General features: G+C 59.3%; 13 protein-coding genes. 6 read left to right on the top strand and 7 right to left on the bottom strand.

What is annotated here, in order from left to right; all coding sequences use genetic code 11:
- Nucleotides 1-152: 152 nt before the first annotated feature.
- Nucleotides 153-3,026, top strand: coding sequence for a preprotein translocase subunit SecA (gene secA, locus ACVW0C_RS02065; RefSeq protein WP_457384269.1), 2,874 nt, complete (start codon nt 153-155; stop codon nt 3,024-3,026).
- Nucleotides 3,027-3,042: 16 nt separating this feature from the next.
- Here the strand turns inward: secA and thyD are convergent, their stop codons facing one another.
- Both thyD and ACVW0C_RS02055 read right to left on the bottom strand, forming a co-directional pair.
- Nucleotides 3,043-3,963 (bottom strand): thylakoid membrane protein ThyD, encoded by a 921-nt coding sequence (gene thyD / locus ACVW0C_RS02060; protein ID WP_414343742.1) that lies wholly within the window; start codon nt 3,961-3,963, stop codon nt 3,043-3,045.
- A gap of 229 nt (nt 3,964-4,192) precedes the next feature.
- A complete protein-coding gene (locus tag ACVW0C_RS02055) occupies nt 4,193-5,386 on the bottom strand; it encodes an RNA-guided endonuclease InsQ/TnpB family protein (protein WP_457384268.1) in 1,194 nt (397 codons plus the stop codon).
- A 139-nt stretch (nt 5,387-5,525) separates the two neighbouring features.
- On the opposite strand from ACVW0C_RS02055, the gene ACVW0C_RS02050 reads away from it, so the two are divergent.
- On the top strand, nt 5,526-6,143 hold the full coding sequence (locus ACVW0C_RS02050; protein ID WP_414389690.1) for a slr1601 family putative cell division protein: 618 nt from the start codon (nt 5,526-5,528) through the stop codon (nt 6,141-6,143).
- A gap of 11 nt (nt 6,144-6,154) precedes the next feature.
- Here the strand turns inward: ACVW0C_RS02050 and hemB are convergent, their stop codons facing one another.
- Both hemB and ACVW0C_RS02040 read right to left on the bottom strand, forming a co-directional pair.
- A complete protein-coding gene (hemB, locus tag ACVW0C_RS02045) occupies nt 6,155-7,141 on the bottom strand; it encodes a porphobilinogen synthase (RefSeq protein WP_414344721.1) in 987 nt (328 codons plus the stop codon).
- Between the two features lie 25 nt (nt 7,142-7,166).
- Nucleotides 7,167-8,126, bottom strand: coding sequence for an alpha/beta hydrolase (locus ACVW0C_RS02040; protein WP_457384179.1), 960 nt, complete (start codon nt 8,124-8,126; stop codon nt 7,167-7,169).
- Between the two features lie 386 nt (nt 8,127-8,512).
- Here ACVW0C_RS02040 and ACVW0C_RS02035 point away from each other — a divergent pair, with 386 nt between their 5' ends.
- Nucleotides 8,513-8,629: a photosystem II reaction center protein I gene (locus tag ACVW0C_RS02035; RefSeq protein WP_011434021.1), complete on the top strand. Its 117-nt coding sequence runs from the start codon at nt 8,513-8,515 to the stop codon at nt 8,627-8,629.
- A 316-nt stretch (nt 8,630-8,945) separates the two neighbouring features.
- Here the strand turns inward: ACVW0C_RS02035 and ACVW0C_RS02030 are convergent, their stop codons facing one another.
- Together ACVW0C_RS02030 and ACVW0C_RS02025 are read right to left on the bottom strand one after the other, a co-directional pair.
- A complete protein-coding gene (locus ACVW0C_RS02030; protein ID WP_457384178.1) occupies nt 8,946-9,386 on the bottom strand; it encodes a hypothetical protein in 441 nt (146 codons plus the stop codon).
- 181 nt (nt 9,387-9,567) lie between these two features.
- A complete protein-coding gene (locus ACVW0C_RS02025; RefSeq protein WP_457384177.1) occupies nt 9,568-10,206 on the bottom strand; it encodes a biotin transporter BioY in 639 nt (212 codons plus the stop codon).
- A gap of 62 nt (nt 10,207-10,268) precedes the next feature.
- Between ACVW0C_RS02025 and ACVW0C_RS02020 the strand changes: the two genes are divergently transcribed.
- Entirely contained in the window at nt 10,269-11,078 is an 810-nt protein-coding gene (locus tag ACVW0C_RS02020; RefSeq protein ID WP_457384176.1) for an inositol monophosphatase family protein, read from the top strand.
- Here the strand turns inward: ACVW0C_RS02020 and ACVW0C_RS02015 are convergent.
- Nucleotides 11,063-11,650: a thioredoxin family protein gene (locus tag ACVW0C_RS02015; protein ID WP_041437584.1), complete on the bottom strand. Its 588-nt coding sequence runs from the start codon at nt 11,648-11,650 to the stop codon at nt 11,063-11,065. The two genes, ACVW0C_RS02020 and ACVW0C_RS02015, sit on opposite strands and share 16 nt — an antisense overlap.
- Nucleotides 11,651-11,857: 207 nt before the next feature.
- Here ACVW0C_RS02015 and ACVW0C_RS02010 point away from each other — a divergent pair, with 207 nt between their 5' ends.
- Both ACVW0C_RS02010 and ACVW0C_RS02005 read left to right on the top strand, forming a co-directional pair.
- A complete protein-coding gene (locus ACVW0C_RS02010; RefSeq protein ID WP_457384267.1) occupies nt 11,858-12,637 on the top strand; it encodes a TatD family hydrolase in 780 nt (259 codons plus the stop codon).
- Between the two features lie 225 nt (nt 12,638-12,862).
- Nucleotides 12,863-15,367, top strand: a complete 2,505-nt coding sequence (locus tag ACVW0C_RS02005; RefSeq protein ID WP_457384175.1) for a sensor histidine kinase — start codon at nt 12,863-12,865, stop codon at nt 15,365-15,367.
- Nucleotides 15,368-15,370: the final 3 nt, after the last annotated feature.

The raw sequence follows: 15,370 nt of genomic DNA, 5'->3' as shown, positions 1-15,370 counted from the left end.
TAACTGCCGGCTCTCCTCATCCATTCTGATGGCTTTGGTTGGCTCTGGTGTTTTGCTCTCAGCTCATCTGGGCCCACCTCTCCCTGGCCGGCCAAGTCAAAATGGTAGAATTGCATCATTAATCAATGTTCTTCATTGGCCTAGGCTTGCCCATGCTCCAAACCCTACAAAAGCTCCTCGGGGATCCTAACGATCGGAAGATCCGGCAGTACCGTCCTGTCGTCAAGTTGATCAACTCGCTGGAGATCGAGATCGCCTCTCTTTCGGATGCGGAGCTCAAGGCCAAGACCACAGAGTTTCGCCAGCGCTTGGACAGAGGAGAATCTCTGGACGATCTCTTGCCGGAGGCGTTTGCCGTGGTGCGGGAGGCCGCCAAGCGAGTTTTGAACTTGCGCCATTACGACGTACAGCTCATCGGCGGCATGGTGCTGCACGAAGGCCAGATTGCCGAAATGAAAACCGGCGAGGGGAAAACCCTGGTCGCCACCCTGCCTGCCTACTTGAACGGCCTGACTGGGAAGGGGGTTCACATCGTTACCGTCAACGGCTACTTGGCGCGGCGCGACTCGGAGTGGATGGGGCAGGTGCACCGTTTCTTGGGCCTGACAGTCGGTCTAGTGCAAGAGGGCATGTCACCCGAAGAAAAGCGCCGCAGCTACAACTGCGACATTACCTACTGCACCAACAGCGAGCTGGGCTTCGACTACCTGCGGGACAACATGGCCACCGACATCAAAGAGGTGATGCAACGGCCCTTTAACTACTGCATCATCGACGAGGTGGACTCAATCCTGATTGATGAAGCCCGCACTCCCCTGATCATCTCCGGTCAGGTGGCTCGCCCCTCCGAAAAATATCTGCGGGCAGCCCAGGTGGCGCGGGAGCTGATCCGAGATGAACACTATGAGGTGGATGAAAAAGCCCGCAACGTCATCCTTACCGACGAGGGGTTTGAAGCCGCCGAGCGGTTGCTGGGAGTCTCTGACCTGTTTGATCCCAAGGATCCCTGGGCGCACTTTGTCTTTAACGCGGTGAAGGCCAAAGAGCTCTTCATCAAGGATGTCCACTACATCGTCCGCAATCAAGAGGTGGTGATCGTGGACGAGTTCACCGGGCGGGTGCTCCCCGGCCGCCGCTGGTCTGATGGGCTGCACCAGGCGGTGGAGGCCAAAGAGGGGGTGCCGATTCAAAGCGAGAGCCAAACCCTGGCCACCATCACCTACCAAAACCTTTTTCTGCTCTATCCCAAGCTCTCTGGCATGACGGGCACGGCCCGCACCGAGGAGGCCGAGTTCGGCAAAACCTACAACCTAGAAGTCACGGTGATCCCCACCAACCGACCCATCCGCCGCAAAGATGCCCCCGACTTGGTGTACAAGACCGAAAGGGGCAAGTGGCAAGCGGTTGCCGAGGAAATTGCCCACATGCACGCCCAGGGGCGCCCCGTCCTTGTGGGCACCACCAGCGTGGAAAAATCCGAACGCCTCTCGGCCATGCTCAAGGAAATGGGGATCCCCCACAACCTCCTCAACGCCAAGCCAGAAAACGTGGAGCGGGAGGCGGAGATCATTGCCCAGGCGGGGCGAAAAGGCGCTGTAACCATTGCTACCAACATGGCCGGTCGAGGCACGGACATCATCTTGGGAGGCAATGCGGAGTACATGGCCCGCCTCAAGCTGCGGGAACGGCTGATGCCCAAGCTGGCTCAATTGGACGCCGACAACCCCTTGGGATCCGTTCAGATGGTGGGACGGGGGGGTGGCCAGGGATTTGGTGGGACAGCACCCAAGCCGAAAAAATCCTGGACGGTGGTCTCCCCCAATTTTTACCCCTGTGAGCTGTCGGCCCGCACCAACCAAGCTTTAGACGAAGTGGTGGCAGCAGCCGTGACCAAGTATGGGCTGAACCGTCTGCCAGAGCTGGTGGTGGAGGATCTCATCGCAGTAGCTTCCGAGAAAGCGCCGGTGCAGGATCCGCTAATTTTGCAACTGCGGGAGGTTTACAACAGCATCAAAGCCGAGTACGAAAAAATTACTGAGGCCGAGCACGAAGAGGTGGTGAGGCTGGGGGGCCTGCATGTGATCGGTACGGAGCGCCATGAATCCCGCCGTATCGACAACCAGCTGCGGGGCCGCGCCGGGCGACAAGGGGATCCCGGCTCCTCGCGGTTTTTCCTCAGCTTGGAAGACAACCTGCTCAAGATTTTCGGTGGCGAACGGGTAGCCAAGCTCATGGACATGTTCCGGGTGGAGGAGGATATGCCCATCGAGCACCCGCTCCTGTCGAAGAGCCTGGAAAATGCCCAGCGCAAGGTGGAGGTGTACTACTTTGACCTGCGTAAGCAGGTGTTTGAATACGACGAGGTTCTCAACAACCAGCGGCGGGCCATCTACTCGGAGCGGCGGCGCATCTTGGAGGGGGAGAACCTCAAGACCAAGATCCTTGACTATGTGCGCAAAACCGTCGGCGAGATCGTGCGAGCGCATGTCAACCCAGAGCTGCCCCCGGAAGAGTGGGAAATCGACAAGCTGACCGCCAAGATGCAGGAGTTTGTGCCGCTCCTGAAGCAAAACCTCAAGGTTGAAGACCTGCAGGATCTCTCCTACGAGCAGATCTTGGACTACCTGATCAAGCAGGCAGAACTGGCCTATGAGGCCAAAGAGGCTTTTCTGGATACCTTTGAGCCCGGTTTGATGCGCAAGGCAGAGCGCTTTTTCCTGTTGCAACAGGTGGACACCCTCTGGCGGGAACACCTGCAGCAGATGGAGGCGCTGCGGGAAGCTGTGGGCCTGCGAGGCTACGGTCAGAAGGATCCCCTGATCGAGTACAAGAACGAGGGCTACGAGCTGTTCCTGGAGATGATGGACAACATCCGCCGCAACACGGTGTACAACCTATTCATCTTTACTCCCCAAATTGTGCAAGTGCCCCAGGCATCGCGACCGGCTCCGGCACCCACTGCGGCTGCCAGCCCTGATCCCAGCTCTGCTTCAGGGGTGGTGGAAGCCGATTTCACGGAAGAATAATTGGCGTAGAGAGAAGTCAGCGGGGGAGGAGGATCTGTCGTAATGCCTCTTTCAGTTGTGGGTACTGGAAGGTAAAGCCCATCTGCAAAGCCGCTTGCGGGATCACTTTCTGCCCCGTCAAAACCACTTGAGCTGCCTCGCCCAACAGCAGTTCCAACGCCAGCTCCGGCACAGGCAACCAAGAGGGGCGACCCAAGACCTGGCCTAAGGTTCGGCAAAACTCTTCCATCTGCACCGGGTTGGGAGCGGTGGCGTTGAACACTCCGGATCCCTGCTCCAGCAGGAAGCAGACCAAGCTCACCCAATCCTCGCGGTGGATCCAAGACAGCCATTGTTTGCCGGAGCCGATCGTTCCGCCGATAAAGAACTGAAAGGGGGCCAGCATCTGCCCCAGCGCTCCTCCATCCGGACCCAACACAATCCCCGTGCGCAGGATGGCCAAACGGATCCCCAATTCCTCAACCGGCCGGGCGGCAGCTTCCCAAGCTTGACAGACTTCTGCCAGAAAATCTTGGGCCGGGGGATCCGTCTCTGTTAAGGGTTCTCCTGCCGGATGGGATCCGTAGTAACCCACCGCCGAGCTGCTGATCATCACCTGGGGCTTTTGGTTGAGGGAGGCGAGGGCTTGGACAAGGGCCTGGGTGGTTTCCACACGGCTACGACGGATTTCTTTTTTCTTGGTCTCTGTCCAGCGAGAAGAAGCCAAAGGCTCTCCGGCCAAGTTGACAATCCCCTCGTACCCTTCCAGGGCGGCTGCCCAGGCTTGCGGTTGGTAGGGATCGTAGGGCAGCAGCTTGAGGTTGGGGGATTCCCCCAAAATGCGGCGGGCCTGCTCCAGGCGGCGGGTCAAGACCAAAACCTGATCCCCTTGCTCCAGCAGACGGGCCACCAAGCGACGCCCGATAAAACCACTTCCACCCGTGATGACAATGCGCATGATGTGGATCCGACTTGCATCTGCACAAGCCCTGTGCCGCCCTTGTCCTTTGAACGGTGCAGAGCCTTTCCGCTATTCGAACCTCTAGCCTAGCGCGTTTCCTGCCCCGCGTTGGCCATTGCCTGGGATCCCGCCATCCGTTTGCTGAGCTTGGCGAAGTGGCAGAGCCCAAGAAAGCCCAAGAATAAAAATGTTTTGCGGCAAAGCGTAAACTACCCGACTCCGACCGCTAAGCGGTACGGAGCGGGCTTTCAGCAGCCCTGAGCCTGCTTTGCTCTACCAGAGAACAAAACAGGCCCGAACCTCTAGGCTGGTTTACGACAGCCCCCAAAAGCGCAATCACATTCGCACCATTAAAGTCCGCATCCCCTTCCCATCCACAGTGTCCACACTTGAACGACTTACCACTGCGGTAGGATTGCGCAGGGTCGGGATGGATGTGCAGGCACTTGTGGCAGGTCTGGCTGGTGTAGGCGGGCGGCACCAGCACCACAGTCACCCCCGCAACTCTCGCCTTGTATTCCAGAAACTGCCTCAGTTGGTAGAACGCCCAACTGTTGGCCCGCCTACGCTCTGTCTTGCTGCGTGGCTGTTGATTGACCCTTTCCCGGATCCCTGTCAGGTCTTCCAGAGCAATAGCGCTGTTTGTCGCCTTTGCCCTAGAGACAATAGCTTTGGAGATGCGATGATTGACCCACACTTGAAAGCGTCTCTCCTTGCCAGACAGCCGTTGCAACAGTTCTCTGCATCTGCGCCGCGAACTGCGTGTGCCCTTACTGGCTTTGCGTTGGAGTACCGCCCTCAACCGGGAGTAGCGCTCTCGGACTCTGCTCAACTGCTGTCCATTCCAGTTGTCCCCCTCTGACGTATGGGCAATATCTGTCCTCCCCAAGTCCACCCCGATCACCTTGTCGGTATCTTGTTGCTTGGGTGGCTTTTCCTCTACGCAAATCTGGATGGAGTAGGAGCCATCCTTCCGCTGGACTAGGGTGGCCGATTTGGGGTTAGAGCCAGCCAGCATCCCACGCTGGTAGTTACCAATGGCTAGCTCAAAGCGTTCTCTCCCTTCAACCGTGGTCAGCGACACTGTCCGGTCTTTCTCGCGGAACGAGAAGATACGAGCGTCGTAGGTAGCGAACCTACGCTTGAACTCTTTAACTGGACGGTTGCGCTGTCTCGCCACTTTGCGGGCGCCGGCCACCCGTCTGCAGACCTGCTGGGCCAAGTTACTGGACAAGCCGAATCGGGCGCGAATCTCGTAGTAGCAAAGGGACTGCAGTTTGACCGCATTGACGATCTTCTCCGGCGTGTTCTGGTTGACCCAGTTCAGTGCCTGCATAAAGGCATCCATCGTCGCGTCCAATTTAGCGGCTTGCGACTGGGACACCTTGAGCTTGCAGGATATGGTCAGGATTTGGCTCATAAGTTCATTGTACTTCATCAAAGCGCATTCCTCCCAACACTGACCCTACGGGTACAGTGCGGGGCTCCTGCGCTAGTAAGCTGACACACCTGGAAAAATCGGCTTCAATAGGCCCTAGCTGCGCTTCTTGGCAGCAGAGGTGGTTCATCGTCCCCCTATTTTCTTCCCTTCACCCGTGACACCCAAGTCTTCTTCCCGTACCCCGGCTCGCCACGTGTCTATGCGTGCAGAGCAGGTTGCTGGGCCGCGGCTGGACATCTCTGTTGCTCCACGAGTGCATCGCTCCCAAGGGCAGGGATCCCTGGTTCGGGCAGGGTTTCCCTCCTCTCTCCCAATTTCCGGTCGGCGGACGATCCCTGTCCAGCGCTCCCGCCGGCGCGGACGGCAAGAACCCGGCCACGAGCCTCAAGTCTGGGAGATGGCCTGTCACATCGGGGTGAATGTCTTGTTTACGGCGGCTGCCCTCAGTGGTTTGTATCGCCTCTTGCCGGTGCAGTTGGCTCAGCACCACCGGCTCCAGGTTCTGGAGCGGCATATCGAGGTCTTGTCCACTCGGATTTCTCGGCTGCAGGAGGGGGTGGATCGAGGTATGGATCCCTTGCAGCAGGAGGCCCTGATCAAGGAACGGCTGAATCGGGTGCCACGCAATCAAATTCAGGTGCGTTTGGTGGATCCCAGTACCTGGGTGGCGGACGACGAGAAGAACACCCACCCTTCCTGGATCGGGCAGTCCACCCAGCCGTCTGCCAGGCCGTAGGCTGCCTCTGCCTAGGCTTGTTTGAGAAGCAGGGCCACCTCTTTGGCAAAGTAGGTGAGGATGATATCGGCACCGGCCCGCTTCATGGCCAGCAGCGATTCCATCATCACTTTTTTGCCGTCGATCCAGCCTTTTTGTTCGGCGGCTTTGATCATGGCGTACTCGCCGCTGACGTTGTAGGCAGCCACGGGCAGATCCGTCGATTCCTTAACTCGGTAGATGATGTCCAGGTAGGCCAGGGCCGGCTTCACCATCACCATGTCCGCCCCCTCGGCCTCGTCCAGCTCCACTTCCTTGATGGCTTCCCGAGCATTGGCGGGATCCATTTGATAGCTTTTCTTGTCTCCCGATTTGGGCGCGGATCCCAGGGCATCGCGGAAGGGGCCGTAGAAGGCAGAGGCATATTTGGCAGAATAGGCCAGGATCGCCACATCGGTATAGCCTTGGTCGTCCAGGGCCTCCCGAATGGCACCGACACGACCGTCCATCATGTCCGAGGGGGCCACAATGTCGGTTCCCGCCTCTGCTTGGGAGAGGGCTTGCTTGACCAAAACTTCCACCGTCTCGTCGTTGAGGATCACCCCATCCCGCACAATGCCGTCGTGGCCGTCGCTGTTGTAAGGATCCAAGGCCACATCGGTTACCACCAAGATCTCGGGAATTTCCTGTTTAATCCGCCGCACCGCCCGCTGGATCAAGCCTTCCGGGTTGAAGCACTCCTGCCCGGTGGGATCCTTTTTCTCTTCCGGCACCACCGGGAACAGGGCCACCGCCGGGATCCCCAGTTGAGCGGCTTCTTCCACCTCCTTTAGCAGCAGGTCTAGGGTGTAGCGGTAGCAGCCGGGCATCGACTCCACTTCCTGCCGCTGGTTCTCCCCCTCCATGACAAACAGGGGATAGATCAGATCCTGCACCCGCAGGTGGGTTTCCTGCACCATCTGGCGGAAGGCCTCTGTGCGCCGCAGCCGACGGGGACGGTAGATCAGGTCTTGGCTCATGAGAGCAGGGGGAAAGAGGGCGTTTCTATTTTGCCATGAGGTCGGTAGGGGCTGAGTTGGTCGTTGGGCGAGGGGCGACATCCGGGGCAGAGGGAAAATGCCGAGCCAGCCAGCGGCGAAGGGTCTCTTTTACCGCTTCGGCTTGGCAGTCGTGTAAAAGATCGTGGCGGGACTGGGGAAAATCGTGGATCTCTCCCTGGGGCAGCCGACGGGCAAAATCCACAGCTCCCGCAGGATTGACGACGATATCGGCGGAGGTGTAAAGCAGCAAAACCGGCAGGCGAAGCCGATGGGCTTGATCAAGGCAGCGCTGTCCACTGCGCGCCAGTTCGGCTGTAAATCTGGCCCGCGTCACACCGCACATGTAGGGATCCGCCGCAAAGGCGGCTTGCTGCTCGGGTAGGGAAGTCACCCGCGCCGGCTCGTAGAGGCCGGTCAAGGCCAACTGGGGAATAACCCTGTCCAAAACTTGCAGAAGGGCGTGGGTAAAAGGGGTGAAATAGTGGTCGATGCGAAAAGCCGGAGAGATGAGAACCAGGCCCTGCACTTGGTCGGGATGGGCGAGGGCATATTCCGTAACCCAGTTGGCCCCCGCGCTGTACCCGCACCAGATCTGCGGGATCCCTTTCTGCGGCCAGACCTGCTGGGCGATCCTCTCCAGATCCGCTTGATATTGGCTGAAGCGGTCGATCCAGCAGCGGATCCCGCCGGAGCGACCAAATCCCCGCATGTCGGGAGCCAAAACCTCCCACCCTTGAGCAGCCAACTCGCCGGCCAAAGGGCAAAACCCGCCGCCGTGATCCCCTTTGCCGTGCAAAAGCAACACCCTTCCACAAGGGGATCCCTGGGGCCAGTGGTGCAGAAAAGCTGGGATCCCATCGGAAAGCGGCAACTCCTGAGGCCGATAGATCCCCGACAAAGGTTGCGGCTGAGTTTCCGACCGCCCATCCAGAGCCTCTAAGTGGCCTAACCGATCAAAAGGCATGGGCAAATCCAACACACGTCCGGCAAGACCCGGCAAAGCCACAAATCCTATCTTCCTATGTCCCGGTCGCCCGCGAGCGCTGCCGCCGCTGAGGAGCGGCAATCTTTGTTTCCAGTCCAAAATATTTCTTAACAATCTCTGCTCTTGCCGGGGATCCCCGACATGCCGGGCTTTGCAGCCTTTTCTGAGGATGGGATGAAAGGATCTCTCGGGGGGAGACTGGGGCCATTTGCGGGAAAAAGGGCCGCTGAGAGGTATGATGTTGTGAAGAAGTTTTGCGGGGTCTCAGGTTTGACGGGATCCCCTCTCTGGGGTGGTTCACCCTTGTTTTACGATTGCCTTATCGCTTCATCAGTTCACTCAGTCGGAAACGGGTTGCTGAAACTATGCTGTTACTGAAAATCTCTGTTTACGCGGTTGTCATCTTTTTTGTGGGGCTTTTTGTGTTTGGTTTTTTGAGCAACGACCCCTCCCGCAACCCCAACCGTCGAGACCTGGAGTAGGGGATCCCGCCTTGGGCAGCTTGCGAACTCCAGTGATAACCGGCTCATAGCTTGAGGGGGCATGCCTCCGGCCCTATTTTTGTGGAACTCTGCCGGTCGCACCGGCGGCGCGGAACGCTAGCCCTGGGGAAATTGACGCCTGTGGAGATCCCTCCGGCGGTGCGGCGACGCAAGCTGCTGCTGGTTAGGGGTTGTGGAAGCAGGAAGAAAGCCGCAGTGGTGAGCAAGATTCAGTCCTTGTTCGGACTTCGGCCCGCTGGTGGGCATTCCCCTCTAGAGTGAGTGGCCTCACCCCAAAACCGGCAACTCTGCTTGCCTACTGGAAGGCTGTAATCAGCAGTGTTTGGGATCCGGAGCGATTCTGTTGGTCAAACGCGGTAATCCGGAACTGCCAAACGCCGATGGGATCCCCGAGGGCAACGCGGAAATCGGTACTGAAGCTACAAAAGGTGGCCCCAGGGTTACAGCCGGCCTGCTGTGGGCTGAAGAATTCCCTTTGCACGCGCACGCCACTGGGGTTGAAAGTTTCCAGCTCGATGAACTGCGTTGGACGAGCACCACCCGGCACACTCACCTGCACCGTAAAAGCCGGCGTGGAGGTGCCTACCCGCACCGAGGTGGGCGCATTGATAAACGAAACCGTTGGGCCTTGGGGTGGGGGCAGGATCGAACCCCCTGAGCTGCCGCCATCTCCACAGGCAGCCAGCCCAGTGGCCAAAAGGCCGGTGGCCAAAAGGATCAGAGCAGTACGTTGCATCCCTCAGTTCCTCACGAAAACCCGTCAATCCTCACAAGACTTGACCAGAATCTGCGCCTCCATCTGGAACTGCCGTTGGGGTTAGCACGGCTCTAAGCTACTTTCTGCCGCCGCAGCCTGAGAAAGGAGGCGCCCCGACCCAAATCTGCATGGGCCTTTGCGCACAGTTGGTTCCTCCGCTTCAAAGCAGCAGCAAGCGCCGCAACAGCAACGCTATCACCGCAACAAAGCTGGCCACGATGATCTGTCCCGGCAGAGTATAGCCGGAGTAAAGCCCTATCAACCTCAGCAACTCCCCATTCCAGGGTTGTGTGGCCAAAAGGTAGAGAATCCCGGTCAGGTGAACCAAGGCCAAAGCCACCAAGCTGCCGGATCCCAGCTCTTGGAGGCCCACCGGGGAGTCAGGGATCCCTTCTGCCAACCGCTTCCCATCGACAGCACGTTGGTGGGCCGGGGGAGAAGGGTAGGGATCCCGTTGCCGAAAAGCAATTGTCCCGCAGGCCCAGGCTCCTGGCAGAAACCCCAGCAAGTAGCCAAAGGCAGGCTGGTATAGGTACTGCCACCCTCCCCCTTGGGCAAACACCTGTAGCCCTGCCAGCCCCAACCCTAGGTAGACGATCTGGGCGCACACCGCCGCCACCGGCCCCGCCAAACAAGCCGTCAGCAACACGCCCCCAATTTGCAGCGAGAAGCTGTATCCCCCCAACCCAGGCAGCTCCGGCGGAAAACTCAAATGGGTTAGGGTGCCCAAAATGGTCAGGAGGACCCCAATCGCCGTCCAAAGCCATTCCAGAGGAGTTAAGAGCAAGCCAGACCGCATAACCGGGGGGAAACCCTTACTCTATGCTAAGAGGGGAGACGCGCAAATAGGGTGGGCAAAAGGTGGTCAAGGCAGAGTGGATTGAACTGGCCCAGGCCCTGGCCGATGCTGCCGGAGCGGTGATTCGCCCCCTGTTTCGCGGAGAACTGCAAGCCGAATACAAAGAGGCCCGCTCCCCAATTGTGACGGTAGCCGACCGGGAGGCAGAGCGGGCCATGCGGGCTTTGCTCATGGCCCAAGTGCCAGAACACAACATCCTTGGCGAAGAGTTTGGTTTTCACCAGACGGGATCCCTCTATACCTGGGTTCTGGATCCCTTGGATGGCACCATCGCCTTTTCCACCGGCAAGCCCACCTTTGCTACTCTGATTGCCCTCTTGGAAGAAGACCGCCCCATTTTGGGCATCATCGATCAACCGGTGTTGCGGGAACGCTGGCTGGGGGTGCGGGGACAACCCACCCAATGGATGACCCCCTCTCACCGACAGGCTGCTCAAACCAAGGCCAATACCGACCTCAGCCGCGCCTACTTGAGCTGTACCACCCCTGATTTGTTCACCCAACCCGACCAACAACGGTGCTTCCAGGGGCTCAGCCAAGCAGTTCACATTACCTCCTATGGGGGCGATGGCTACCAGTACGGCCTGCTGGCCAGCGGCTGTGTGGATCTGGTGATGGAGTGTGGCCTTGCCCTCTACGATTTTGCTGCCCTTGTGCCGGTGATTGAGGGATCCGGTGGCGTGATTACCGATTGGCGAGGGGATCCCTTAACCCGCACCTCCACGGGAGAAGTGCTGGCGGCAGCCAACCCCAGCTTGCATCGACAGGCCCTGGCCGCGATTCAAAAAAGCGGGATCTACCCAGCGAAATAAGCAGGCTCATTGCCAGGTTTCCACTTGATGTTGCAGCCCAGGCTGGGCTTTTGGTCGGGATCGATGGGCTTGCCGGCCAGAAGGTTATCCAGCGCCGCCCGCAAATCTTTGCCCGTCACCGGCACATCGGTCAGGCTGGGACGGCTGTCGTCCAGTTGACCACGATAGACCAACTTGCGATCCGCGTCGAACAAGAAAAAGTCGGGGGTGCAGGCGGCGGTGAAGGCTTTGGCCACCTCTTGGGTTTCGTCGTAGCAGAAGGGGAAGGTAAAGCCCAAGGTCTCGGCCATCTTCTTCAAGTTCTCTGGGCTGTCATCCGGGTATTTCTCCACATCGTTGGCGCTGATGGCTACAATGCCGACGCCGCGATCCTTGTAATCTCTGCCAAGGCGGGCCAGCTCCTCTTGCACGTGCTTCACATAGGGACAGTGCTGGCAGATGAACATCACCAGCAGGGCCGGCTTGTCGGCAAAGGTGGAGAGGGAGATGGTTTGGCCGCTCACCACATCCGGCAGGCTGAAGTCAGGGGCTGGGGTGCCCAAAGGCAGCATGGTCGAGGGGGTACGGGCCATAACAAACCTCCGGCGTAAGGTTTCCTCAATCATTGTGGATCATCCTGCTCCCACAGGAGCCGTCGCAAGGGGATCTCGCCGGCAAACGGGAGCGCCAGAAGGGATCCCAAGCAGGCCGGGGACAGCTTTTACAATTGGATAAGGTTGGCAACACGATTGTTGGGGAGCTGAGCCTTGAGCACCGCCGTCTTACCTGCTGCTCCTTTGGTGGATACTCACGTCCACCTCAATTACCCCGATTTTGCCGCGGATCTGCCCCAGGTGGCCGAGCGCTGGCGTCAGACGGGGATCCGGCGTTTGGTGCATTCTTGTGTAACACCAGCAGAATTCCCCCAGTTGCAGGCCATTGCCGACCAGTATCCGGAAGTATTTTTGTCGGTGGGGCTGCACCCTTTGGAGGCGGGCCAGTGGCAGCCCGATTTGGCCGAAAAGATCGCCCACCTGGCCGCCAGCGACGAGCGAGTGGTGGCTATCGGGGAGACGGGCCTGGATTTCTACAAGTCCAACCCGGCGGATATCGAGCGGCAAAAAGAATCCTTCTGGGCCCAGATTGCCATTGCCCAAGCGCAGGATCTGGCGTTGATCGTCCATTGCCGCGAGGCGGCAGCAGCCACCTACGCCATCCTCAAGGAGGCCATGACCACGGGGGGGCCAGTGCGGGCGGTGATGCATTGCTGGAGCGGATCCCCGGAGGAGACGCGGCTGTTTGTCGAGCTGGGCTGCTTCATTAGCTTCAGCGGCATTGTTACTTTCAAAAATGCCGAGACCGTCCGCCGGTCGGCCTTGGAGGTGCCCCTATCCCAGCTTTTGGTGGAAACCGATTGCCCTTTTCTGGCTCCCACCCCCTTCCGCGGCAAACGCAATGAGCCGGCCTATGTGCAGCGGGTGGCCCAAACCTTGGCGGAGCTGTTGGGAATCCCGCCGGAAAAACTGGCAGAAGAAACCAGCCAAAATGCCGCTCGCCTGTTTCAGCTGCCTCTCCTCTAGCTCTGCTTTCCGAGGGCGCGGGTGAGCCGTAGGCCATTCCCGACCCTAGATCTCACCCGATCTCAGGCGATTCCAACCCGGGAAACCCTGAGTTACCATTTTTAACTTTTTCTTTAACTTTTCTTTTGAACTCCGACTGCTCTTCTCAAGGGCATCCTATGCTGGAAAAAAGGGATGTATTTTTAGGTACTTTCCGCTAATTCCAGGGGCTAGGGGCTTGCAACTATGGATACTGAAACGTGGGCTGCCGCAGCTCGACCCAGCCGAGATGCCCTCATCAACCGCATCACCCACCAGATTCGGCAATCCCTGGAGCTGGATCAGATCCTGAGGGCGACGGTGGAGGAGGTGCGCGCCTTTTTGGGTACGCATCGGGTGAAGGTTTACCGCTTCGACCCGGAAGGGCATGGGACGGTGGTGGCGGAAGCGCGAGGAGGGGAGCGGCTGCCCTCGCTCTTGGGGCTGACTTTCCCGGCAGGGGACATTCCCGAGGAGGCGCGGCGGTTGTTTCGTTCGGCCCAGGCGCGGGTGATTGTGGATGTAGAGGCGCAGAGCCGTTCCATCAGCCAGCCGGAGTCCTGGGGGTTGTCTGCTAGGGATCAGCTGGGCGAGCCGCTACAGCGGCCTGTGGATCCCTGCCATGTCCACTATTTGAAATCCATGGGGGTGGCCTCTTCCTTGGTGGTTCCCCTGATGCATCACCAGGAGCTATGGGGGCTGTTGGTCTCCCATCATGCTGAGCCTCGTCCCTACTCCCAAGAAGAGCTGCAGGTGGTGCAGTTGGTGGCGGATCAAGTTTCCATTGCCATTGCTCAGGCGGAATTGCTGGAGCAGGCGCGGCAAAAGGCGCAGCAGGAACGCCTCATCAACCAAATTGCTGCCCTGGTTTATTCGCCCCTACACCCGGAGACGACCTTGACTACGGTGCTGGAGCAGCTTGCTGCCGGTTTGCAGGGGATCGGGGCGCGGCTGCGGATCCACTTTATGGGCGCAGATACCCTCTGTTGTCATGGCGTGCAACCCCCGGCCAGCTACGACACCTGGCTACAGGAGCAGCTCGGAAGGGCCGGAGGAGCGGGGGGCTGGGTCAAGATGTGGTCGCTATCCCACTTGGAGAAATGGCCGGAGCTGCAAGAGCAGATGAAGCAGACGCCCATTCGTGGCCTGCTGATGGTACAGCTTGTCTGGAATGACCAGCCCGTGGGCTGGCTGAGCGTGTTTCGCGCGGCCATCTGCCAAGAAACCCACTGGGCGGGTTACCGTTGGTTTGCTCAGGGGGATCCCAGACAAGAACTGCCTTTGATCTCTTTTGCCGCCTGGCGGGAGCTGAAAATTGACGAGCCTAAGGCTTGGTCAGCTGCAGAGCAAGAGCTGATGAGTCGGGTCGGGGTACATTTGGCCCTGTCCATTACGCAAAATCAGCTCTACCGGCAGTTGCAAACCCTCAACGCCCGTCTGGAGCAGGAGGTGCAGGAGCGGACGGCGGCCCTGCAGCGATCTCTGGCTATGGATGCCCTCTTGCAGCGGGTCACCGACCAGGTGCGCAGCAGTTTGGAGGAAGCCCAGATCCTGCGGGCAGTGGTGCAAGAATTGGCTCTGGGGCTGTCCATCCAAGGGTGCGATCTCTGTCTCTACGATTGGGCAGCCGGCCAAGCCACGGTGCGCTACGAATACACCTCTGCCCTACCGCCCGTCGGCGGGATTACCCTGACTTTGGCCGACTACCCCGATCTTTACCGGCACCTGCAAGGGGGTCAAGCGGTGCAATTCTGCCACTTGCCTGGGCAGGGCTGGATCCCCCGCCGGGAAGGGCTGACCCTGCTGGTGTGCCCGCTGCGGGATGACCAAGGGGTGCTGGGGGATCTCTGGCTGGCGAAGCCGGCAGCCGAGTGCTTTGATGAACTGGAGGTGCAGGTGGTGCAGCAGGTGGCGGATCACTGCGCCATTGCCATCCGCCAGGCCCGCCTCTACCAGGCTTCTGTGCAGCAAATTGGTGAGCTGGAGCGCCTCAACCGCCTCAAAGATGATTTTTTGAGCACCGTCTCCCATGAGCTGCGCACCCCCATCACCAACATGAAGATGGCCATCCAACTGCTGAAAACCGCCCGCGCCCCCCAAAAACGAGAGCAATATCTCAAGATTTTGGAGCAGGAGTGTGAGCGGGAGGCGGAATTGGTGAACGACCTGCTGGATCTGCAGCGGTTGGAGCAGGGATCCAAAACGCTCCATCTGGAAGAAGTGCCGCTGGCAACCTGGCTGCCCAGCGTGCTGGAGCCGTTTCTACAGCGGGCCCAGGCCAACCAGCAACGGTTGCAGTGGCAGATTGCGCCAAATGTGGGCAAGGTGCTCACCGATCAAGGTGGCCTGGAGCGGGTGGTGCAGGAGCTGGTCAACAACGCCTGCAAGTATACTCCCCCAAGGTGCAACATCTGGGTAACAGCGCAGCGCTCTGGCCCGCAGCAGGTGGAAATTCGGGTGATCAACGAGGGAGTAGAAATTCCCCACAGCGAGTGGGAGCGCATCTTCGAGAAGTTTTACCGCATTCCCAGCGGGGATCCCTGGAAGCGGGGCGGCACCGGCCTGGGCCTGGCTTTGGTCAAGCAGTGGATGCAGCGGCTGGGGGGCAGCGTCTCGGTGGAGAGTTCTCAAGGCAAAACCTGCTTTACCCTGGTGCTGCCGCAGGGATCCCTGCCCGTGCAGACCTCACCCCTAGCCCACAACTGTGCCTAGCCA

Source organism: Thermostichus sp. OS-CIW-26, assembly GCF_054058395.1.
Note: the sequence above shows the minus strand (reverse complement) of the source record. Positions and strands in the feature narration are given on the sequence as shown.